This window comes from Delftia sp. GW456-R20 (assembly GCF_001622915.1).
In the GTDB taxonomy this organism is placed as follows: Bacteria; Pseudomonadota; Gammaproteobacteria; order Burkholderiales; family Burkholderiaceae_C; genus Comamonas; species Comamonas acidovorans.
This window is the reverse complement of sequence record NZ_LWCN01000004.1, coordinates 3,022,657-3,044,019: the sequence shown is the minus strand read 5'-3', so window position 1 is coordinate 3,044,019 and position 21,363 is coordinate 3,022,657. Positions and strand designations below refer to the sequence as shown.

Sequence of the window (21,363 nt, the reverse complement as noted above, 5' to 3'; positions counted from 1 at the left end):
AGGAGAAATACTGAAATGTCTCGCGTAGCAAAGACTCCCGTGGCCATCCCCGCAGGCGTGGATGTGTCCATCAAAGACGACCAGATCAATGTGAAGGGCACCGGCGGCACGCTGTCGCAAGCCCAGAACGTTCTGGTGAAGATCTCCAACAACGAAGGCAAGCTGTCTTTCGAGCCCGTCAATGACTCGCGCGAAGCCAACGCCATGAGCGGCACCATGCGTCAGCTGGTGAACAACATGGTGGTGGGCGTGAGCAAGGGCTTCGAGAAGAAGCTGTCGCTGGTTGGCGTGGGTTTCAAGGCTTCGGCCTCGGGCTCCAAGCTGAACCTGGCGATCGGCTTTTCGCACCCGGTGAACTTCGAAATGCCGGCCGGCATCACTGTCACCACCCCCACACCGACCGAAATCTTGGTCAAGGGTGCTGACCGCCAGGCCGTTGGCCAAATGGCTGCTGAGATCCGTGCCGTTCGTCCTCCCGAGCCCTACAAGGGCAAGGGCATCCGTTACTCGGATGAGAAGGTCGTGATCAAAGAGACCAAGAAGAAGTAAGGAGCTGCATTATGTTGACCAAGAAAGAGCAGCGTCTCCGTCGTGCCCGCCAGACCCGCATCCGCATTGCACAGCAAGGCGTGGCACGTCTGAGCGTGAACCGTACGAACCTCCACATCTACGCAAGCGTGGTGTCGGAAGACGGCACCAAGGTGCTGGCTTCGGCCTCCACCGCCGAAGCCGAAGTGCGCACCCAACTGGGCGCCATCGGCAAGGGTGGCAACGTGGCTGCCGCTACGCTGATTGGCAAGCGCATTGCCGAGAAGGCGAAGGCTGCCGGCGTGGAGAAAGTGGCTTTCGATCGCGCTGGTTTCGCATACCACGGCCGCGTGAAGGCTTTGGCAGAAGCCGCTCGTGAAGCCGGCCTGCAGTTCTAAGCGGAGCGGATAGAAATGGCAAAGTTTTCTCCCAAGGTGCAAGACGAAGGTCGTGACGACGGTCTGCGCGAAAAAATGATCGCGGTGAACCGCGTCACCAAGGTTGTGAAGGGCGGTCGTATCCTCGGCTTCGCTGCACTGACCGTGGTTGGCGATGGTGATGGCCGCGTTGGCATGGGCAAGGGCAAGTCGAAGGAAGTGCCTGCAGCCGTGCAAAAGGCGATGGAAGAGTCCCGTCGCAACATGATCAAGGTGTCTTTGAAGCACGGCACGATCCATCACACCGTGATGGGTCAGCATGGCGCAGCATCCGTGATGCTGAACCCCGCTCCCAAGGGTACCGGCATCATCGCCGGCGGCCCGATGCGCGCCGTTTTCGAAGTGCTGGGCATCACCGACATCGTGGCCAAGAGCCATGGTTCGTCGAATCCCTACAACATGGTCCGCGCGACTTTTGACGCTCTGAAGCACTCCACGACCCCTTCGGAAGTGGCAGCCAAGCGCGGCAAGTCGGTTGAAGACATCTTCACCGCCTGATCGGAGTCAATCACATGACAACGCAACAAACCGTGAAGGTGCAACTGGTGCGCAGCCCCATTGGCACCAAGGAATCGCACCGCGCCACCGTCCGTGGCCTGGGCCTGCGCAAGCTGAACAGCATCAGCGAACTGCAGGACACGCCTGCCGTGCGCGGCATGATCAACAAGATCAGCTACCTGGTCAAAGTTCTCTGAAAGGATTGATGATGGAACTCAATAGCATCAAGCCTGCAGAGGGCTCCAAGCACGCCAAGCGCCGTGTCGGTCGCGGCATCGGCTCCGGCCTGGGCAAGACTGCCGGCCGTGGTCACAAGGGTCAGAAGTCGCGTTCGGGTGGCTACCACAAGGTGGGCTTCGAAGGCGGTCAAATGCCTCTGCAGCGCCGTCTGCCCAAGCGTGGCTTCAAGTCGCATCTGCTGAAGTTCAATGCAGAAGTGACCCTGTCCGCTCTGGAACAGCTGGGCCTGGCCGAAGTCGATCTGGCAGCTCTGAAGCAAGCCGGTCTGGTTGGTGAAATCGCAAAGGTGGTCAAGATCATCAAGAGCGGTGAAATCAGCAAGGCTGTCAAGCTCAACGGCATCGGCGCTACCGCCGGCGCCAAGGCTGCCATCGAAGCTGCCGGTGGCAGCATCGCCTGATTAATGATCTGAAAGAAGACATCCGTGGCTACTAGCGCAGCTCAAATTGCAAAAACCGGAAAATTCGGCGATCTTCGCCGCCGTCTGGTTTTTCTGTTGCTCGCGCTGGTCGTTTACCGGATCGGGGCTCATATCCCCGTGCCGGGCATCGATCCAGCGCAGCTGCAGCAGCTGTTCAATGGCCAGCAGGGCGGCATTCTCAATCTGTTCAACATGTTCTCGGGTGGGGCGCTCTCGCGCTTCACGGTGTTCGCACTGGGGATCATGCCGTACATCTCGGCATCGATCATCATGCAGCTCATGACCTACGTGGTCCCTACATTCGAGCAGCTGAAAAAGGAAGGTGAATCGGGTCGTCGCAAGATCACCCAGTACACCCGCTACGGCACATTGGGCCTGGCGATTTTTCAGTCCCTGGGAATTGCCGTGGCTCTGGAAAGCTCCGCAGGTCTGGTTCTGAGCCCTGGCTTCGGCTTCCGCCTCACGGCGGTGGTCAGCCTGACGGCCGGCACCATGTTCCTGATGTGGCTCGGTGAACAGATCACGGAACGTGGTCTGGGCAACGGCATCTCGATCCTCATCTTTGGAGGTATCGCCGCAGGTCTGCCGAGCTCCATCGGTGGTCTGCTGGAGCTGGTGCGCACCGGTGCCATGAGCATCCTGGCCGCGATCTTCATCGTTCTCGTGGTGGCAGCCGTGACGTACTTCGTCGTGTTTGTCGAGCGGGGACAACGCAAGATCCTGGTGAACTATGCGCGTCGTCAGGTGGGTAACAAGGTGTATGGTGGCCAGTCTTCGCACTTGCCGCTGAAGCTGAACATGGCGGGGGTCATTCCTCCCATCTTCGCTTCCTCGATCATCTTGCTGCCGGCGACCGTTGTGAACTGGTTCAGTGCAGGGGAATCCATGCGCTGGCTGAAGGACATTGCTAGCACGCTGACCCCCGGTCAGCCGATCTATGTGATGCTCTACGCCACTGCCATCATCTTCTTCTGCTTCTTCTACACGGCCCTGGTGTTCAACAGCCGGGAAACCGCCGACAACCTGAAGAAGAGTGGTGCCTTCATCCCCGGGATCCGTCCCGGTGACCAGACGGCCCGCTACATTGACAAGATCCTGGTTCGCCTGACCCTGGCTGGCGCGGTGTACATCACATTCGTGTGCTTGTTGCCCGAGTTCCTGATCCTGAAGTACAACGTTCCGTTCTACTTCGGTGGCACATCACTGCTGATTATTGTGGTGGTGACCATGGACTTCATGGCCCAGGTGCAGAACTACATGATGTCGCAACAGTACGAATCGCTCCTCAAAAAGGCGAACTTCAAAGCGACACTTGGCAATTGAACTAAGTGATGGGCCTGGCCGGCGGCGCCGGCGGGTCCAGTAAGAGTTAGTAGACGCCCACTCGATCTATCCATCGCGGGCATGTTTCCCGGTCGATAGGCCGTAACGGATGTAGAGTTTTAGGAGAATGAAATGAGAGTTTCGGCTTCGGTCAAAAAAATCTGCCGTAACTGCAAGATCATCCGCCGCAAAGGTGTGGTGCGAGTGATCTGCACGGACCAGCGCCACAAGCAGCGCCAGGGTTGATAGGAAAGTTTGAGGACGAATAATGGCACGTATCGCTGGCATTAACATCCCGCCGCATCAGCACGCTGAAATCGGCCTGACCGCTATCTATGGGATCGGTCGCACCACTGCACGCAAGATCTGCGAAGCCGCTGGCATCGCATATTCCAAGAAAATCAAGGAACTGACTGACGGTGATCTGGAAAAGATCCGTGATCAGCTGACTTCCCTGACTCTGGAAGGTGATCTGCGTCGCGAAACAACGATGAACATCAAGCGTTTGATGGACATCGGTTGCTATCGCGGTTTCCGTCATCGTCGTGGCCTGCCCATGCGTGGTCAACGTACCCGCACGAATGCACGTACCCGCAAGGGTCCGCGCAAGGGTGCCGCGGCTTTGAAGAAATAAAGAGATTGAAAGATCACTATGGCTAAGTCTCCCGCAAACAACGCTGCACAGCGCGTTCGCAAGAAAGTCCGTAAGAACATTTCGGACGGCATTGCCCACGTGCACGCTTCGTTCAACAACACGATCATCACCATCACCGACCGCCAAGGCAACGCTCTGTCGTGGGCCTCGTCGGGTGGCCAGGGCTTCAAGGGTTCGCGCAAGTCGACTCCCTTCGCTGCCCAGGTGGCTTCGGAAGTGGCTGGTCGTGCTGCCATCGAACAGGGCATCAAGAACCTGGACGTCGAAATCAAGGGTCCCGGTCCTGGCCGTGAATCCTCGGTTCGCGCCCTGGGCGCCCTGGGCATCCGCATCACTTCCATCGCGGACGTGACGCCGGTTCCCCACAACGGCTGCCGCCCTCAAAAGCGCCGTCGTATCTAAGCTTTTTCACCAAGCCCACCGCCGCCCAGATGTGTAACATCGCGGGCGGCTCCCGTGCTTGTGCACGGCAGATGACACAAAGGAAATCAAGTGGCACGCTATATCGGCCCCAAGGCCAAACTCTCCCGCCGTGAAGGCACTGACCTGTTCCTGAAGAGCGCACGTCGCTCGATCGCCGACAAGTCCAAGTTCGACACCAAGCCCGGCCAGCACGGCCGCACTTCCGGTCAGCGTACTTCCGACTTCGGCCTGCAGCTGCGTGAAAAGCAGAAGGTCAAGCGCATGTACGGCGTGCTGGAAAAGCAATTCCGCCGCTACTTCGAAGCCGCCGACAAGAAGAAGGGCAACACCGGTGCCAATCTGCTGTCGCTGCTGGAGTCGCGTCTGGACAACGTGGTGTACCGCATGGGCTTCGGCTCGACCCGCTCGGAAGCGCGTCAGCTGGTGTCGCACAAGGCCATCACGGTCAACGGCCAATCCGTCAACATCCCTTCCTACATGGTGAAGGTGGGTGACGTGGTCGCCGTGCGTGAAAAGTCCAAGAAGCAGGCCCGCATCGTCGAAGCCCTGCAACTGGCTGGTCAAGTCGGTTTCCCCGCATGGGTGGAAGTGTCTGCCGACAAGGCTGAAGGCACGTTCAAGAAGTCGCCTGACCGCGACGAGTTCGGTGCAGACATCAACGAATCCCTGATCGTTGAGTTGTACTCGCGTTAATTCCGCGCAGCGACATTTCTGTAAAACCGTCCCCCAGCCGCGAGGCATCGCGCTGGGGTGCTTCACCAGCCTTACCGGTGTAACGAGCCGGGGGTATTGAGAGGAAGTCTGCATGCAAACCAATTTGCTGAAGCCCAAGACGATCAATGTCGAGCAGCTTGGCCACAATCGCGCCAAAGTTGTTCTGGAGCCGTTTGAGCGTGGCTACGGCCATACGCTGGGCAACGCCCTGCGCCGTGTCCTGCTCTCGTCCATGGTGGGTTACGCAGCGACGGAAGTGACGATTGCTGGTGTGTTGCACGAGTACTCGTCCATCGACGGTGTCCAGGAAGATGTGGTCAACATCCTGCTGAACCTCAAGGGTGTGGTGTTCAAGCTGCACAACCGCGATGAGGTCACGCTCTCGCTGCGCAAGGATGGCGAAGGCGTCGTGACGGCGCGCGACATCCAGACGCCCCACGACGTGGAAATCATCAACCCTGATCATGTCATCGCCAACCTGTCGCAAGGCGGCAAGCTGGACATGCAGATCAAGGTGGAGAAGGGCCGCGGCTATGTGCCCGGCAACGTGCGCCGCTATGGCGACGAGTCCACGAAGTCGATCGGCCGCATTGTGCTGGACGCTTCGTTCTCGCCCGTCAAGCGCGTGAGCTACGCCGTCGAATCGGCCCGCGTTGAACAACGCACCGACCTCGACAAGCTGGTGGTGGAGATCGAAACCAATGGTGCGATCACTGCCGAGGACGCCGTGCGCGCATCCGCCAAGATCCTGGTGGAACAGCTCGCCGTGTTCGCTCAGCTGGACGGCGGCGATATCGCCAGCGTCTTCGATGCTCCGGCCGGTGGCCGTGGTGCCGCAACCGCCTTTGATCCCATCTTGCTGCGTCCCGTGGACGAGCTGGAACTCACCGTGCGTTCGGCCAACTGCCTCAAGGCAGAGAACATCTACTACATCGGCGACCTGATCCAGCGTACCGAAAACGAGCTGCTCAAGACCCCCAACCTGGGTCGCAAGTCGCTCAACGAGATCAAGGAAGTCCTGGCTTCCCGCGGTCTGACGCTGGGCATGAAGCTCGAGAACTGGCCGCCTGCTGGCCTGGAAAAGCGCTAAGCACTATAATTGCTGGCTCTCCTTTTTGGAGAGCCTCAGTGCCTCGGGCAGTACCTGATACGGCTGCTCGAATTAATCAACAACTTGCGCAAATTCGGTTGAGGCAAGCTGCAGATCCGGTAACGGGTCCAGGCTTGCATCCTTGTTTGCGCAAGCCCTAATTACATATTTTAGGAATAAAGCACCATGCGTCACGGTCACGGCCTCCGCAAACTCAATCGCACCTCTTCGCACCGCCTGGCGATGCTGAAGAACATGATGAATTCGCTCATCGAGCACGAAGCCATCAAGACCACCGTTCCCAAGGCCAAGGAACTGCGCCGCGTGATCGAGCCCATGATCACCCTGGCCAAGGTCGACACCGTTGCCAACCGCCGTCTGGCATTCGACCGCCTGCGCGACCGCGACAGCGTGACCAAGCTCTTCAACGAGCTGGGCCCCCGCTTCGCAAAGCGTCCTGGTGGCTACACCCGTATCCTGAAGATGGGCTTCCGCGTGGGCGACAACGCCCCCATGGCCTTCGTGGAACTGGTCGAGCGCGCTGAAGAAGGCGCCGCCGAAGCCAAGGCAGCTGAATAATCTGCTATAATTTTGGAATACCGCGCGATGGAGCAGTCTGGTAGCTCGTTGGGCTCATAACCCAAAGGTCGGAGGTTCAAATCCTTCTCGCGCAACCAAATTGAAAAGGGCTACGACAACTGTCGTAGCCCTTTTTCATGCCCTCGCGCCAGGGCAAAGGCCAGGCAGACAGCGCGGCATCAGCCGCCCAGCTGGTTGCCGATGCGCTGGCCCAGCCGCAGGCGCACGCGGTGGGCGATTTCCTGGGCGACCTCGGGGCTGAGCACTTCGCTGATGTGCAGCAGCTCGGTGTAGTGCATGTACAGAAGGCCGCGCAGGGTCTTGAATGCGGCCTCGTGCTCGGCGCCGCAGACGCTGGCGTCATTGGCCAGCACGCGCTCCACCACACCGGCCTGCAGCAGCGGGATCTTGCATATGACGGCGTGGCGGGCGATCTCCAGGTCGATCTCCTGGAGCCGGCATTCCCATTCCTCGGGCAAGAATCGGTTGGCTGGCATGTCGGCTTTTCTCCTTTTTTCACTGCATGGGTACACCGGGGCGAAAGGCACCCGGTCTGGGGATGCTGTCATGTGAGCGGGGCTCGGTGGCCTGGGTCGCCAGGTTTACTGGCCTGGCCTTGATGCCTGTCAAACTTCGGTGGCGCAGGCGCCCGCTGGAAGCCGGGCTCATGCTGCACTGCATCATGATGTCAGTCATGCGGCGCGGCCGCCAGTGCCCGTGCAGGCTGGTGGGCTTTTGCTCCCGGCAGGCCATGCTCTCTCGGCGCCGCTCCGGCAACGCAAAGGATCCACATGCTCGAGAAGATCGCCTCGCTGTTCCGCTATTTCAAGGCGGCCGTGCCGTTCCGGCTGGTGCCGGCACTGATTGCCACCGCCGTGCTGTTCGGCCTGCTGCTGATGCCCGTGCCCGAGGGGCTGACGCCCAAGGGCTGGCAGCTGGTCGCCATTTTCCTGACCACCATCGTGGCCATCATCCTCAAGGTCATGCCCATCGGCGTGATGGCCTTGATGGCCATCGTCATCGTCTCGCTGTCCCAGGTCACCTCCGGCTCGTCCAAGGGTGCCATCACCGATGCGCTGAGCAGCTTTTCCAGCCCGCTGATCTGGCTGATCGTGGTGGCCATCCTGATCTCGCGCGGCCTCAAGAAGACGGGGCTGGGCAGCCGCATCGGCCTGATGTTCATCGCCCTGCTGGGCAAGCGCACCATCGGCATCGGCTACGGCCTGGCGATCTGCGAGCTGGTGCTGGCACCGTTCACGCCCAGCAACACGGCGCGCGGCGGCGGCATCGTGCACCCGATCATGAAGTCCATCGCCAATGCCTTCGAGTCGGACCCGGCCAAGGGCACGCAGGGCAAGGTGGGCACCTACCTGGCCCTGGTCAACTACCACGCCAATCCCATCACCTCGGCCATGTTCCTGACCGCCACCGCGCCCAACCCGCTGGTGGTGGATTTCGTGGCCAAGGCCACGGGCCAGGCCCTGCACCTGAGCTGGACCACCTGGGCGCTGTACATGCTGCTGCCGGGCCTGCTGTGCCTGCTGCTGATGCCGCTGGTGATCTACCTGCTGTCGCCGCCCGAGCTCAAGGCCACGCCCAATGCCGTGGAGTACGCCCGCAGCGAGATGGCGCGCATGGGGCCGCTGTCGGGCAAGGAGCGCGTGATGCTGGGCACCTTCGGCCTGATGCTGCTGCTGTGGGCCAACGTGCCGCAGATGCTGTTCGGCCCGGCCTTCGTGCTGGACCCCACGGTGGTCGCCTTCCTGGGCCTGTTCGTGCTGATCATCACGGGCACCATCGACTGGGATGACGTGCTGTCCGAGAAAAGCGCCTGGGATACCCTGGTATGGTTCGGCGCCCTGGTCATGCTGGCCGAGCAGCTCAACAAGCTCGGCGTGGTGTCCTGGTTTGCCGTGGGCATGAAGAACGCCATCGTCGCCAGCGGCCTGGACTGGCTGCCGGTGGCGGCCATCCTGGTGGGCGTGTTCGTGTTCTCGCATTACCTGTTCGCCAGCACCACGGCCCACATCAGCGCGATGATGCTGGCCTTCCTGACCGTGGGTGCGCAGCTGATTCCGGCCGACTATGTCGTGCCCTTCATGCTGATGATGACGGCCGGCTCGGCCATCATGATGACGCTGACCCACTACGCCACCGGCACTTCGCCCATCATCTTCGGCAGCGGCTACGTCACGCTGGGCAACTGGTGGCGCGTGGGCGCGGCCATGTGCGTGATCGAGCTGCTGATCTTTGCCGTGGTCGGCAGTGTCTGGTGGAAGCTGCTGGGCCTGTGGTGAGGGCGGGCGCCCTCAAGCCGTGGTCCGTGGCTCGCCCAGCGACAGCATGAGCCGGTTGGCCCAGTTGAAGAAGGCCGTGCCGTGCAGCACATCGGAGATGGCGGCATCGTCCAGGCCTGCGGTGCGCAGCGCATCGATGTGGGCGGGCTCCAGCGCAGGCGGCGTCTGGGTCAGCGCCACGGCCGCCGTGACGATGGCATTCCAGCGCGGCCCCAGGTCCGTGCCCGGGCCTTCGTCGAGCAGGCGCTGCACGTCGCCGCCCCGGCGCGAGAAGTGCGTGGCAAAGCGTGCGTGCACCGAGGCGCAGTAGATGCAGCCATTGGCGCGCGAGGTGGCCGCAGCGGCCAGCTCGCGCTCGGCGCGCGGCAGGCCGGCGTCGGGGTTGTAGAAGATGTCCTTGTCGGTGCGCGTGCGTGCGCCCAGCGTGTCGGGGTCGCGCGCCAGCAGGCGGAAGTAGGGCGACTGCGCGCGTGAGGCATCGACCAGGCCTGCATGGTGGCGTTCGGTCAGCTCGCTTTCTTCCAGCGGCTCAATCCATGGCAGCCAGTCGAGTTGTTCCTGGGTGAAGACCTGGGGAGCGGCGGAGTTCGTTGAGGTCATGGCTGGGCTTGCAGGGTGGTGGGTTGATGGGCTGCCTGGGGCGCGGGGCGTGCAGCCAGCACGCGCAACCCCGCCACCACGCGGATCTGGAAGGACAGGAAGGACGCCAGCTGGGACAGGATGACGATGTCCGTCTCGCTCCAGCCCGCCTGTTGCAGCGCCCGCAGGGCCCCGGCGCTGGCGTCGCGCGGGTGGTAGGCCAGCAGGTGGGCATGGGCCAGCGCCGCGGACAGGCGCGGGCCCAGCAGTGCGGCGTGGGCCGGGTCCACGGCATAGGCGGGGCCGGGCTGGTCCTCGCGGCTCAGCGGGCCTGCCGGGTAGCTGCCGTAGGGGCCGTGCGGGCCGCTGCCGGCCTGCAGGCTCTGGGCGCGGCCACGCACCACTTCGGACGCCACCACGGCGGCCAGTTCCGCATCCTCGGTGGCCAGTGCGCGTGTATAGAAGACGGCGCTGCGCGGCTCGCCATGCAGCCCGGCCGTGAAGGCGGCCAGGGCCAGCCGCTCGGGCAGCGAGACCGTGCCGGGCACGGGCTCGGCGGGCGTGAACAGGGCGGCAAAGCTTTGCTGGGCCTGCGTGCGTGCCTCGGTGCGGTGGCGGCGCACGCGGTCCAGTGCGCTGCCGGGGGTGATGTCGGCGAGGTGGTCGATCACGTCGCCGGGAAAGCGGGGCGTTGCGGTGGTGTTCATGGTCATGCGGCTTGCAGCAGTCCGGCCCGGACTGCGGGGAGGGAAGAGGGCGCTGGGGTGGACGTGGATGTGGACTCATCGGCACGGCGCCAGCCCAGGGCCGGTGCCACATGGGCGGCCGTCAGCTCGATGGAGCGCAGGATGGCGTCGTGCGGAGGGTCGATGGAATGCACCTGGAAGACGATGTCGCTCACGTGCGCCAGCGCCGTGTCGGCGCGCAGCGAGGCAATGACCTCGTCGGGCGTGCCCACATGCACGTCGTAGGCGGCGATGAGATCGGCCAGCGGCGCCTGCGGATCGACGCGGGCCGCCCATTGCGAGGGCTGGGTCGCATGGCGCAGGGCCACGCGGCGCAGGCCGGCCTCGGCCCAGCGCAGCGCATCGTCTCGGCGGTCGGCCACGAACAGCGTGCGCGAGCCCAGGATGCGCGGCGCCCGCCCTGCGGGCAGGCGGGCGAGGTAGGCGTCGATGATGGGGTTCTGGATCTCGGACAGCGTGGCCTGCGGCGCGCCTTGGGGCCGTGGCTGGGTGCGCGACAGCATCAGGCCGTCGCCGTTGGCCCCGGCCCGCGCGCCGCCCTCGGCCGAGAACGTGGCCTGCCAGACGCGCTCCAGCAGCTGCGGCGCGGCCGGGTACAGGCGCACGCCGCCGGCCAGCGCACGCCCGGCCCAGGCGTCCTGCAGCACGCCGAAGTTGCGTGCGAAGACGGCGCCGCGCTCTGCGCCCTGCACGCCAAAGGCCTCGAAGGATTCGGCCGTGCCGCCCGTGCCCAGGCCCACCTCCAGGCGGCCGCCGGTCAGCAGGTCCAGCACGGCCGCGTCCTCGGCCACGCGCAGCGCGTTTTCCAGCGGCAGCGTGATCACGCCCGTGCCGATGCGGATGCGCCGCGTGCGCGCCGCCACATGGGCCAGGAAGACGAAGGGCGAGGGCAGGCCGCCCTCGCTTTCATGGAAATGGTGCTGGGCCACCCAGGCCGAGTCGAAGCCGTGGGCCTCGGCATGGGCGATCTGCTCGGCCACCAGGCGGTAGCGCTCGCCGGCCGGCGCGTCGTCGAGCAGGCGGCTGAAAAAGCCCAGGCGCGGGCCGCTGCGGGGGGCGGCGCCAGCGTGTGTGTCAGGCGGTATGAGGGACAAAATCAATGCTCCTTTTGCCGGGAATGGCGTCCATGAGTTCGCGCGTGTAGTCGCTGGTTGGGCGCTGGAACACCTCCTCCACGCTGCCCGCGTCCACCACCCGGCCCGCGCGCAGCACCGACACCGTGTCGGCGATCTGGCGCACCACGGCAAGGTCGTGCGAGATGAAGAGATAGGTCAGCCCCAGGTCCTGCTGCAGCTGGGCGAGCAGGGCCAGGATCTGCGCCTGCACGGTCACGTCCAGGGCCGATACGGCCTCGTCCAGCACCAGCACCTGCGGCTGCAGCACGAGGGCGCGCGCAATCGCCACGCGCTGGCGCTGGCCGCCCGACAGCGCATGCGGGCGCCGCTGCAGCACGCCGGGCGGCAGGCCCACGCGCTCCAGCATGTCGTGCACGCGCCGGCGGCGCTCATCGGCCGGCAGCGGGTCGAAGTTCAGCAGGGGCTCCTCGATGATGTCGAACACGCTCTGGCGCGGGTCCAGAGAGCTGAACGGGTTCTGGTAGACCAGCTGCACGCGGCGGCGCAGCTGGCGCAGGGCCTCGCCGCGCAGGCCCGTGACCTCGGTGCCTTCGATGCGGATGCGGCCCGCCGTGGGCCGGCCCAGGCCCACGATGGCGCGGATGGTGGTGGTCTTGCCCGAGCCCGACTCGCCCACGATGGCATGTGTGCTGCCCCGGCGCACGCGCAGCGACACGCCGTCCACGGCGCGGAAGATGCCGCGCCCGTGGGCCGAGGCATGGCCGGGCGCCGCGAACTCGTGCACCAGGTCCTCGACCTCGATGGCCCAGTCATCGGCCGTGGCGGGCCTGGGCGTGCGGCGCGGCGCGGGCGCCAGCGAAGGCGCATCGGCCAGCAGCCGCCGCGTATAGGCGCTTTGCGGATTGCGCAGCAGCTCCAGCGTGGGGCCCTGCTCCTGGATGCGGCCGCCCTGCATGACGACCAGGCGGTGCGAACGGTCGGCCGCCACGCCCAGGTCATGCGTGACCAGCAGCACGGCCGTGCCGGTCTCGCGGCGCAGCGCGTCGATCAGGTCCAGGATGCGCCGCTGCACGGTCACGTCCAGCGCGCTGGTGGGCTCGTCGGCAATGATGAGGGCGGGCCGCAGCGCAATCGCAATGGCGATCAGCACGCGCTGGCGCATGCCGCCCGACAGTTCGTGCGGATACTGGCGTGCGCGCAGCGCGGGCTGGGACAGGCCCACGCGGGCCAGCAGCTCCAGCACGCGCGCCTCCACGGCCGTGCGGTCGCGCAGTCCGTGGATGCGCAGGATCTCACCCACCTGGTCGCCCACCGTGCGCACGGGATTCAGCGACATGGTGGGGTCCTGCGGCACCAGGCTGACCACGCGGCCGCGGATGGCGTTCCAGCGTGCGGCCGGCCAGCCCGAGACCTCGGTGCCCTGCAGGCGGATGCTGCCGTGCTCGCGGTGGCCGTTGTCGGCCAAAAGGCCGATCACGGCCTGGGCCGTGGTGGTCTTGCCCGAGCCCGATTCGCCGACCAGGGCCACCACCTCGCCCGGCGCCACGGAAAACGACACGCCGTGCACCACGCGCTGCGCCTGGCCTGCGGCATCGCGGTAGGCCACGGCCAGGTCCTGCACTTCGAGCACGGGAGCGGTCGTTGCCACCGCTGGTGCGGCGTGGATGCGTTCCTCGATGGCGGCGCTCATGCAGGCCTCCGTGCGAAGGCCGTGGCGATGCGGTTGGCCGCCAGCACCACGGCCACCACGATCAGGCCCGGCGCCGTGGTCAGCCACCAGGCGGTGGCGATGTAGTTGCGGCCCTCGGCGATCAGCAGCCCCCATTCGGGCGTGGGCGGCGGCGCGCCGTAGCCCAGAAAACCCAGCGTGGAAATCGCAAGGATCGCCGAGCCGAACTGCAGCGCCGCCATGGCGATGACCGAGGTCAGCGAGTTGGGCAGCACATGGCGCCACAGCACGGCGGCAAAGCGCCCGCCGCTGCCAAAGGCGGCCTCCACGTAGTCGGAGCGGCGCACGCGCACCACCTCCGAGCGCACCAGGCGCGCGAAGCTGGCCACCGAGACCACGCCCACGGCAATGGCCGCGTTGATGGTGCCAAAGCCCAGCACGATGATGATGGTCAGCGACAGCAGCAGCGAAGGCACGGCCAGCAGCACATCGACCAGGCGCATCAGCGCATCTTCCGTGCGCCCGCCCGTGGCCCCGGCCAGCAGGCCGATCAGCGTGCCCACGGCCAGGCCCACGCCCACGGCCACGAAGGCGCCCGACAGAGAATGCACGGCGCCATGCACCACGCGCGCCCACAGGTCGCGCCCCAGCGCGTCCGTGCCCAGCCAGTGTGCGGCGCCGGGCGCCAGCAGCTGCTGGCCGGCCTGGCCCGCGAGCGGGTTCTGGTGGGCGAACCAGCCGGGCGCCAGTGCCCACAGCGCGGCCACGGCAATCACCAGCCAGGCCAGGGCTAGCGTGGGCGGCAGGCGTTTCAGGGATTGCAGGCGGGCCGGCAAGGCGAAGCTGCGGCGCGGGGCGGCTGGCGCAGGGGCCAGGGACGACGCTGGCAGCGCCGTGGGAATGGGAGTGGGAGTGGCGGGCGCGGCCTGGGCATCCAGGGCCGGGGAAAGAGCGCTTGAGACGGCAGTGTTCATGGCCGGTTCTCCACGGAATGGCGCAGGCGCGGATCAAGCAGCGGGTACAGCAGATCCACGGCGAGGTTGATGAGTACGAAGGCGGCGGCCGAGACGACCACCACGGCCTGGAGCACGGCCGTGTCCTGGTTGCCCACGGCCTGCTGGGTCAGCGTGCCCAGGCCATTGAGGCCGAACACGGCCTCCGTCACCACGGCGCCGGCCAGCAGCTCGCCGAACAGCACGCCGGCAATGGTCAGCGTGGGCAGCAGGGCATTGCGTGCCACATGGCGCAGCAGCACCCAGCGGCGCGAGGCGCCCTTGGCCCGTGCCACGGCCACGAAGGGCTGGGCCAGCACGGCGTCGATATTGCGCAGCAGCACCTGGGCCAGCGGCGCCGAGATCGGCACGGCCAGGGTCAGCGTGGGCAGCACCAGTCCTTCCCAGGGGCCGGGATTGATCACGGCGATCCAGCCCAGGCGGAACGACACCACTTGGATCAGCATGATCCCCAGCCAGAACACGGGCACCGAGACAAAGACCGAAGGCAGCGAATACAGCGCGTTGCGCAGCCAGGCAAAGGGCGCCAGGCTGGCAGCCGCCGCCAGCGCCACGGCCAGCAGCGCGGCTGCGGCAAAGCCCAGGGCCGCGAGCTTGAGCGTGGGTGGCAGGCTGGTGGCCAGGCCCTGGCTCACCGGCACGCCGGCCTGCAGCGAATAGCCGAAGTGGCCCGTGAGGAACTGGCCCAGCGTGTGCAGGTACTGCTGCCACACGGGCTGGTCCGAGCCGTAGGCGGCGCGGATGTCGGCGATCTCCTGCGGGCCCAGGCCCAGCTCGGGGTTCAGGAACTTGATCAGCACGGCGTCGCCCGGCAGCAGCTGCAGCAGGATGAACGAGACCGTGAAGGCCGCCCACAGCACCAGGGCGGCCTGGGCGATGCGGCTGAGCAGATAGCGGCGCGGCATGGGAGTGGTTCCTCAGAAAGCGTTCCGGTCAGCGCCTGGCCAGCCAGGTGCTGTAGAAGCTGGGCCGGCCCACGGCCTCGAAGCCCACGTCACGCACCCAGCCTGCGCCCGCAAAGGCCTGGGGTTCCTCGAAGATGGGGATCACATAGGCCTGGTCGATCAGGTAGTTCTGCACCTCGCCGGCCAGCGCCAGGCGCCTGGCGGCATCGGTCTCGGCCGCGATGGCGTCGAACAGGCCGTTGAGCTTGGTGTCCTCGAAGGACTTGACCTTCTGGCTCACGCCGCCCTTTTGCAGCAGCACGTTGCGGTTGGTCGGGTAGTAGTTGCTCTTGATCACGTCGGGATCGGCGCGGCCCACCATGCCGGGCAGCACGCCGGTCTTGTCGGGGTCCAGCGTGTCCACCGCGCGGCTGCCCGCGTCGCCCGACAACACGTTGAGCTTGACGCCGATGCGCGCCCACTGCTGGGCCACGAGCTGCAGCGTCTCCTTGTTCTGCGGCTGGGGCAGGGACTCGTAGGTGGAGAGCACGAAATCGCGGCCGTCCTTCTGGCGCAGGCCGTTGGCGCCCAGCGTCCAGCCGGCCTCGTCCAGCAGCTGTTTCGCCTTGGCCTCGTCATAGGCCAGCTTGGCCGACAGGTCCACGAAGCCGGCCGCCGTGGAGGCAATCACCGAGCGCGCCTGCGGATAGCGCGGCGAGAACAGCGTCTCCACGATCTCCTTGGCATTGGTGCCGTGCAGCAGGGCCTGGCGCACCTTGAGATCGGCCACCAGGGCGTTGTCCGGGCGGATGGCCACGCTGTTGTTCACGCCGCGCGTGGGCGGGGCGTAGATGCTGAACTTCTGGTCCTCGACGCGCTTTTCGTCGTAGGCCTGGATCTGGCGGATCAGCCCGGCCTGCCCGGCCAGCAGCGCGCCGATGCGCACGCTGTCCTCGGGCGTGACGATGAACTTCACCTCGTCCAGCCGCGCGCGGCCCTGGTGGGCCAGCTTGGCGGGACCCCAGGCATAGTCCTTGCGCACCTTGAGCACCAGCTCCTTGCCCAGCGTCTCGCTGGCCACCACGAAGGGGCCGGAGCCGATGATGCGCGTGGCGTCGCCCAGCTCCTCGAAGGGGCGGTCCAGCGTGGCCGGCGAGACCAGGCCCGAGCCGATCACCGAAGTGCCCTGCAGAAAGCCCGGCGAAGGCTTCCTGAAGAAGAACTTCACCGTCAGCGGGTCGACCACCTCGCTGCGCTCGTAGTTGTTGATCACCTCGGACACCGGCTGCTTGAGCGCCTTGTTGCCCAGGCCATAGGTGTCGAAGTTGCGCGCCACGGCCGCCGCGTCCAGCGGCGCGCCGTCGGAGAAGGTGACGCCGGGCCGCAGCTTGAAGCGGTACTCGGTGGCATCGGCATTCACGGTCCAGGACTCGGCGATCCAGGGCTGGATCTCCAGCGTCTTCGGGTCCTGGTAGGTCAGCTTGTCGGTGATCTGGTTGAGCACGCCGCCGTTGGGATAGAAGCCCCCGGCCGGCGGATAGAGGTTGGTATGGGCCTGCTGCTCCAGGTAGACCAGGGTGCCGCCTTCCACGGGGCCAGCAGCCGCGCCCGCCTGGGCCGTATCGGCCTGCTTGGAGCACGCCGCCAGCAGCAGGCTGCTGCCCGCCAATACCGCTATCGCGGCCTTCCATGCCACCTGACCCGCCTTCGATTGGGAAAACACGTTCGTACCTCGCCGCCGCTGGGGCGCTGAAAAACAAGACTGCCGGCCACAGGACCGGCTCCATGTTTTTCATGCTATCGATGCCAAATATTTGCGCTCATATATCGAGTTGCATCGTTATTTGGAAAACGACTAAGGGATGGGAGCCCCCGCATATCTGCCCAGTGCATAAGCGCAGACGGATTCGTTTGTTTGCCGCGCATGCGGCAGTCCCAACAATGGGCTGGTACTTCCTTCACCGAAAGCCCGTCCATGAGCCATCTCAACGAATACCTCGCCGAAAAGCGCGCCGCCGTGCTCGCACGCAGCGCCGCCGTCGCGGCCGGCACGGCACAGCCCGCCCACCTCAAGGCCCATGTGCGCGCCGAGGGCCGCAGCGGCGTGCGCCGCCTGCGCATCCGCGAGCACCAGGTCATCAGCGACAGCCCGCCCGACTTCGCGGGCTACAACCTCGGCCCCAGCTCGCCCGAGCTGCAGCTGGGCGTGCTGGGCACCTGCGTGACCCACATCTTTCTGATCCAGGCGGCCGAGCGCCAGGTGCCCGTGGAGAGCCTGGAGGTCGAGGTCACGGGCATCATCGATCCGCGCGGCGGCAAGCCCGGCCACGAGGCCACGCCCATCTGGCCGCATGAGATCGGCTACACCGTGCACATCGACTCGCCCGCCAGCCGCGCCGAGATCGATGCGCTGTTCGAGGCCGTGGAGCGCACCTGCCCCATCCTCAACCTGCTGCGCAATCCGCAGAACATCCGCGCCGAAGTGCGCCACACCGACTCCAGCGCCGCCGCGCGCCTGGCAGCCTGAACACCGTGCGGAAAGCACCCCTGCCATGACCCTGCCACTCGACCACATCGTCATCGCGGTCCAGGACCTGGAACGCACCATTGCCGACTACACCGCGCTGGGCTTCAACGTGCTGCGCGGCGGCGAGCATCCGGGCCGCTCCACGCACAACGCCCTGGTGGTGTTTGCGGACGGCGCCTATTTCGAACTCATCGCCTGGCGCGCACCCGCGCCCGAGGAGCGCTGGTGGCAGCAGCTGCAGCGCCATGGCGAGGGCATTGTCGATTTCGCGCTGCTGCCCACCGAGACCGGCGCCGTGGTTGCCGCCGCCCAGGCGCGCGGCCTGGACTACGAGGCGCCCTACGAAGGCGGCCGCCTGCGCCCCGACGGCGCGCAGCTGCGCTGGCGCAATGCACGCGCCCGCAGCCAGGACCTGCCCTTTCTCTGCGGCGACCTCACGCCGCGCGCCCTGCGTGTGCCCGAAGGGGAGGCGCGCGTGCACCCCAACGGCGCCACCGGCGTGGCCCGGCTGTACGTGGCCGTGCATGACCTGCGCGCCAGCCTGGCACGCTGGCGCGCGCTGCTGGGCGAGGGCGCCGACATTGGCGAGGCCCGGCTGTCGGACGACGGCAGCGCCTACCGCGCATCGCTGAGGCTGGGCGCTACCGAGCTGGGCGCCACTGCGCTGGTGCTGGCTGCGCCTGCCCAGGGCGTTGCCACGGGCACCCTGGGCCACCGTCTGGCCACGCGCGGTGAAGGCCCTTATGCCATCGAGCTGCAGGTACGCCAGCCCGCGTCTGCGCTGGCGCTGGACGAGACCGCCACGCATGGCGCGCGCATCGTGCTGGCCCAGGTTTCCCCGGCCAGGGAAACCGCCGCCGCCTAGGCGAAATGCGTGGGCGCTAGAATGGCGCCCCGCTGACACCCATGCCCACCCCGGTGGGCGTTTTCGTTGCGGCCGCGGCCTTCCTTGAGGGGCGCCGTGGCGCGGCGCTGCTTGCCATGACGACTGCTTCCACTCCTGCCACGCTGGGCATAGATTTCGGTACCTCCAACTCCGCCATGGCCTGGCGCGCCCCCGGCCAGACCGCACGCCTGCTGCCACTGGAGGGCGATGCCTGCGGCATGCCCACGGCGCTGTTCTTCCATACGGACGAGCACAGCACCCATTTCGGGCGCGACGCCATGGCCCAGTACCTGGACGGCGAGCCGGGCCGGCTCATGCGCTCCCTCAAAAGCCTGCTGGGCAGTGCGCTGCTGCAGGAAAAGACGGCGGTGCACGACCAGTTCGTGAGCTATCAGGACATCATCGGCCTATTCCTGCGCCGCGTGGCCGACCGGGCGCGTGCCTCGCTGGACGGCCGCCTGCCCGAGCGCGTGGTGCTGGGCCGGCCCGTGCATTTCGTGGACGACCATCCCGAGCGCGACCGCCAGGCCCAGCAGGCTCTGGCCGATGCCGCGCGCGCCGCAGGCCTGGGCGAAGTGGATTTCCAGATGGAGCCTATTGCCGCCGCGCTGGACTACGAGCAGCGCCTCACGCAGGAATCCGTGGTGCTGGTGGTGGACATCGGCGGCGGTACCTCCGACTTCACCGTCGTGCGCCTGGGCCCTGAGCAGGCCGGCCGCAGCGATCGCCGCGACGACATCCTGGCCACCAGCGGCGTGCACATCGGCGGCACGGACTTCGACCACCGGCTCAACCTGGCCCAGCTCATGCCGCTGCTGGGCTACCGGCACATCGGCCCCAGCGGCCGCGAAGTGCCCAGCCGCGTGTTCTTCGACCTCTCGACCTGGCACCTGATCCAGTGGCTGTACTCGCCCAAGGCCCTGGCCGAGGCGCGCAACCTGCGCACCGACTACAGCGACCAGCGCCTGCACAAGCGCCTGATGGAAGTGCTGGAACTGCGCGAAGGCCACCGCCTGGCCGCCGTGGTGGAGCAGGCCAAGATCGAGGCCTCCACGCGCCATGCCGAAGCGGCCATCGAGCTGGGCTGGCTGGAATCGGGCCTGTCCGCCGCCATCTCGCCCGAGGTGCTGCACGAGCAGCTGCAAGGCCCGCTGCAACAGGTCGTGGCCTGCGCCCAGGACTGCCTGCGCCTGGCCGGCGTGGCGCCCCAGGCGCTGGACGCCATCTACCTCACGGGCGGCTCATCGGCCCTGCGCACGCTGCGCGATGCGCTGCGCGAGGCCTTCCCGGGCGTGCCGCAGGTCGAAGGCGACCTGTTCGGTGGCGTGGCCACCGGCCTGGCGTATGCCTGATCAATCCGCGTCGCCGTCCTCCTCGGCGGCCTGCTTGATCGCCAGCGCGGCGTCATAGAGGCGGTTGCGTGGTGCGCCCGTGATCTCGGCGGCCAGGCGCACGGCGGTCTTGGTGGGCAGCTCGGCCAGCAGCAGGCGCAGCACGCGCAGGGCGTCGGCGTCGGCCTCATCGCCACCCAGGGCCACCGGGTGCAGCACCACGGCGAATTCGCCCTTGCTGCGCTGGGGTACGGCCTGCAGCCAGGCCGGCAGCGCGCTGGCGGGCATGGTGGCAATGTCCTCGAACTGCTTGGTGATCTCGCGTGCCAGCGTCACCGTGCGCTCGCCCAGCGTGGCCAGGGCGGCGGCCAGGTCGGCAATGCGGTGGGGCGCCTCCAGCAGCACGGTGCAGCGCGGCTGCAGGGCCAATTGCTGCACGGCGGCCAGGCGCTCGGCCGACTTGGTGGGCAGAAAGCCTGCGAAGACGAAACCTCCCTCGCCCTGTGAAGGGGTGACCGCGCCGGCCACGCTGATGGCGGCCGTGATGCTGCTGGCGCCGGGCAGCGGAATGCAGCGCAGGCCCGCGGCCTGCACGGCTGCGCACAGGCGTGCGCCGGGGTCGCTGACGCCGGGCGTGCCCGCATCGCTGACATAGGCGATGCGCTGGCCCTGCTGCAGCCGCGCCACGATCTGCTGGGCCGCCTCGGCCTCGTTGTGCTGGTGCACGGCCAGCAGCTGGCTGCCGGGCCGGTCCAGTCCATAGGAGCGCAGCAGGCCCTGAGTGTGGCGCGTGTCCTCGCAGGCCACGCAGTCCACCAGCTGCAGCACATGCAGGGCGCGCAGGCTGATGTCGGCCAGGTTGCCGATGGGAGTGGCCACCACGTAGAGGGCGCCCTGCGGATAATGCTGGGATGCCGCAGCATCCTTGGCTGCGCCCAGCGCGGTGGCGAAAGAGGTAGTCAATGGGTTTCCTTGCGAAAAAGCCGGCAGGCGCGGGGCCGTCTGCCCTCACGACCCGGCACCGGGGCCAGCAGGCCGAGGATGCGGCGCTGGCCCATCTGCAGGCGGCCGGCCTGCGTCTGGTCGAGCGCAATTATCGGACGCCGGGCCGCGGCGGCGGCGAGATCGACCTCATCGTGCAGGCGCGCGACGGCACCGTGGTCTTCGTCGAGGTGCGCAGCCGCGGCACGCGCGCCTTCGGCGGTGCCGGCGCCAGCATCGGTGCCACCAAGCAGCGGCGCATCGTATTTGCGGCGCGCCACTACCTGATGCGCTGGTCCGCGCCGCCGCCTTGCCGCTTCGACGTGGTGCTGGTCGAGCCCGGCGCCGGGTCCGCCGTGCAGTGGCTGCAGGCCGCCTTTGACGCCGAAGGCGCCTGATCCGTTACCGCTGCAGCACAAATAACGCCTGGCTACGAAAGACTTCAAGGGCGGCAGTTATCATCGGG

At 66.5% G+C, this 21,363-nt stretch carries 26 protein-coding genes and 1 tRNA gene; 18 read left to right on the top strand and 9 right to left on the bottom strand.

Annotated elements, in window-relative coordinates:
* Positions 1–15 precede the first annotated feature (15 nt).
* The 13 genes from rplF (at position 16) to A4F85_RS18850 (ending at position 7,006) form a co-directional block, all read left to right on the top strand.
* Complete coding sequence (gene rplF / locus A4F85_RS18905) at positions 16–549, top strand: 50S ribosomal protein L6 (protein ID WP_013804444.1); 534 nt, start codon at positions 16–18, stop codon at positions 547–549.
* Between the two features lie 11 nt (positions 550–560).
* Positions 561–926 carry a 50S ribosomal protein L18 gene (rplR, locus tag A4F85_RS18900; RefSeq protein WP_012202970.1) on the top strand — a complete coding sequence of 122 codons (366 nt, stop codon included), beginning with the start codon at positions 561–563 and terminating at the stop codon, positions 924–926.
* Between the two features lie 15 nt (positions 927–941).
* Positions 942–1,463: a 30S ribosomal protein S5 gene (gene rpsE, locus A4F85_RS18895; protein WP_012202971.1), complete on the top strand. Its 522-nt coding sequence runs from the start codon at positions 942–944 to the stop codon at positions 1,461–1,463.
* A gap of 14 nt (positions 1,464–1,477) precedes the next feature.
* Positions 1,478–1,660, top strand: a complete 183-nt coding sequence (gene rpmD, locus A4F85_RS18890; protein ID WP_012202972.1) for a 50S ribosomal protein L30 — start codon at positions 1,478–1,480, stop codon at positions 1,658–1,660.
* An 11-nt stretch (positions 1,661–1,671) separates the two neighbouring features.
* Complete coding sequence (gene rplO / locus A4F85_RS18885; protein WP_012202973.1) at positions 1,672–2,103, top strand: 50S ribosomal protein L15; 432 nt, start codon at positions 1,672–1,674, stop codon at positions 2,101–2,103.
* A gap of 24 nt (positions 2,104–2,127) precedes the next feature.
* Positions 2,128–3,447, top strand: a complete 1,320-nt coding sequence (gene secY, locus A4F85_RS18880) for a preprotein translocase subunit SecY (RefSeq protein WP_012202974.1) — start codon at positions 2,128–2,130, stop codon at positions 3,445–3,447.
* A gap of 132 nt (positions 3,448–3,579) precedes the next feature.
* A complete protein-coding gene (rpmJ, locus tag A4F85_RS29795; protein ID WP_003050535.1) occupies positions 3,580–3,693 on the top strand; it encodes a 50S ribosomal protein L36 in 114 nt (37 codons plus the stop codon).
* 22 nt (positions 3,694–3,715) lie between these two features.
* Complete coding sequence (gene rpsM / locus A4F85_RS18875; protein WP_012202975.1) at positions 3,716–4,081, top strand: 30S ribosomal protein S13; 366 nt, start codon at positions 3,716–3,718, stop codon at positions 4,079–4,081.
* An 18-nt stretch (positions 4,082–4,099) separates the two neighbouring features.
* Positions 4,100–4,504 (top strand): 30S ribosomal protein S11, encoded by a 405-nt coding sequence (rpsK, locus tag A4F85_RS18870; RefSeq protein ID WP_012202976.1) that lies wholly within the window; start codon positions 4,100–4,102, stop codon positions 4,502–4,504.
* A gap of 90 nt (positions 4,505–4,594) precedes the next feature.
* Positions 4,595–5,218, top strand: a complete 624-nt coding sequence (rpsD, locus tag A4F85_RS18865; RefSeq protein ID WP_012202977.1) for a 30S ribosomal protein S4 — start codon at positions 4,595–4,597, stop codon at positions 5,216–5,218.
* Positions 5,219–5,330: 112 nt separating this feature from the next.
* Positions 5,331–6,329 carry a DNA-directed RNA polymerase subunit alpha gene (locus tag A4F85_RS18860; RefSeq protein WP_012202978.1) on the top strand — a complete coding sequence of 333 codons (999 nt, stop codon included), beginning with the start codon at positions 5,331–5,333 and terminating at the stop codon, positions 6,327–6,329.
* 186 nt (positions 6,330–6,515) lie between these two features.
* Positions 6,516–6,908 (top strand): 50S ribosomal protein L17, encoded by a 393-nt coding sequence (gene rplQ, locus A4F85_RS18855; RefSeq protein WP_012202979.1) that lies wholly within the window; start codon positions 6,516–6,518, stop codon positions 6,906–6,908.
* Positions 6,909–6,929: 21 nt separating this feature from the next.
* Positions 6,930–7,006 (top strand) — tRNA-Met (locus A4F85_RS18850).
* 81 nt (positions 7,007–7,087) lie between these two features.
* Here A4F85_RS18850 and A4F85_RS18845 read toward each other — a convergent pair.
* Complete coding sequence (locus A4F85_RS18845; protein ID WP_012202980.1) at positions 7,088–7,405, bottom strand: hypothetical protein; 318 nt, start codon at positions 7,403–7,405, stop codon at positions 7,088–7,090.
* Between the two features lie 294 nt (positions 7,406–7,699).
* On the opposite strand from A4F85_RS18845, the gene A4F85_RS18840 reads away from it, so the two are divergent.
* Complete coding sequence (locus A4F85_RS18840; RefSeq protein ID WP_034389959.1) at positions 7,700–9,205, top strand: DASS family sodium-coupled anion symporter; 1,506 nt, start codon at positions 7,700–7,702, stop codon at positions 9,203–9,205.
* 12 nt (positions 9,206–9,217) lie between these two features.
* Here A4F85_RS18840 and A4F85_RS18835 read toward each other — a convergent pair whose 3' ends face one another.
* The 7 genes from A4F85_RS18835 to A4F85_RS18805 are packed head-to-tail and all read right to left on the bottom strand — an operon-like array spanning position 9,218 to position 16,895.
* Positions 9,218–9,805: an alkylhydroperoxidase domain protein gene (locus A4F85_RS18835; RefSeq protein WP_013804442.1), complete on the bottom strand. Its 588-nt coding sequence runs from the start codon at positions 9,803–9,805 to the stop codon at positions 9,218–9,220.
* Positions 9,802–10,497 carry a CMD domain protein gene (locus A4F85_RS18830; protein WP_063327432.1) on the bottom strand — a complete coding sequence of 232 codons (696 nt, stop codon included), beginning with the start codon at positions 10,495–10,497 and terminating at the stop codon, positions 9,802–9,804. The genes A4F85_RS18835 and A4F85_RS18830 overlap by 4 nt, the downstream gene beginning before the upstream one ends.
* On the bottom strand, positions 10,494–11,624 hold the full coding sequence (locus A4F85_RS18825; RefSeq protein WP_063327431.1) for a putative FMN-dependent luciferase-like monooxygenase: 1,131 nt from the start codon (positions 11,622–11,624) through the stop codon (positions 10,494–10,496). Before A4F85_RS18825 ends, A4F85_RS18830 begins: the two co-directional genes overlap by 4 nt.
* Positions 11,605–13,296: a dipeptide ABC transporter ATP-binding protein gene (locus A4F85_RS18820; protein ID WP_063327430.1), complete on the bottom strand. Its 1,692-nt coding sequence runs from the start codon at positions 13,294–13,296 to the stop codon at positions 11,605–11,607. The genes A4F85_RS18825 and A4F85_RS18820 overlap by 20 nt, the downstream gene beginning before the upstream one ends.
* A complete protein-coding gene (locus tag A4F85_RS18815) occupies positions 13,293–14,249 on the bottom strand; it encodes an ABC transporter permease (protein ID WP_063327429.1) in 957 nt (318 codons plus the stop codon). The genes A4F85_RS18820 and A4F85_RS18815 overlap by 4 nt, the downstream gene beginning before the upstream one ends.
* Entirely contained in the window at positions 14,246–15,193 is a 948-nt protein-coding gene (locus A4F85_RS18810) for an ABC transporter permease (protein ID WP_012202987.1), read from the bottom strand. The genes A4F85_RS18815 and A4F85_RS18810 overlap by 4 nt, the downstream gene beginning before the upstream one ends.
* Before the next feature lie 28 nt (positions 15,194–15,221).
* The gene (locus A4F85_RS18805; RefSeq protein WP_063327428.1) at positions 15,222–16,895 is read right to left on the bottom strand and encodes a TIGR04028 family ABC transporter substrate-binding protein; all 1,674 of its coding nucleotides are present in this window, start codon (positions 16,893–16,895) and stop codon (positions 15,222–15,224) included.
* Positions 16,896–17,147: 252 nt separating this feature from the next.
* Between A4F85_RS18805 and A4F85_RS18800 the strand changes: the two genes are divergently transcribed.
* From A4F85_RS18800 to A4F85_RS18790, 3 genes are all read left to right on the top strand, one after another.
* Complete coding sequence (locus A4F85_RS18800) at positions 17,148–17,699, top strand: OsmC family protein (RefSeq protein ID WP_013804436.1); 552 nt, start codon at positions 17,148–17,150, stop codon at positions 17,697–17,699.
* Between the two features lie 25 nt (positions 17,700–17,724).
* Positions 17,725–18,564, top strand: coding sequence for a VOC family protein (locus A4F85_RS18795; protein ID WP_063327427.1), 840 nt, complete (start codon positions 17,725–17,727; stop codon positions 18,562–18,564).
* Positions 18,565–18,680: 116 nt separating this feature from the next.
* Positions 18,681–19,937: an Hsp70 family protein gene (locus A4F85_RS18790; RefSeq protein ID WP_043783186.1), complete on the top strand. Its 1,257-nt coding sequence runs from the start codon at positions 18,681–18,683 to the stop codon at positions 19,935–19,937.
* Here the strand turns inward: A4F85_RS18790 and rsmI are convergent, their stop codons facing one another.
* Complete coding sequence (gene rsmI, locus A4F85_RS18785) at positions 19,938–20,879, bottom strand: 16S rRNA (cytidine(1402)-2'-O)-methyltransferase (protein WP_063327426.1); 942 nt, start codon at positions 20,877–20,879, stop codon at positions 19,938–19,940.
* On the opposite strand from rsmI, the gene A4F85_RS18780 reads away from it, so the two are divergent.
* Entirely contained in the window at positions 20,879–21,295 is a 417-nt protein-coding gene (locus tag A4F85_RS18780; RefSeq protein ID WP_013804432.1) for a YraN family protein, read from the top strand. The two genes, rsmI and A4F85_RS18780, sit on opposite strands and share 1 nt — an antisense overlap.
* Positions 21,296–21,363 lie beyond the last annotated feature (68 nt).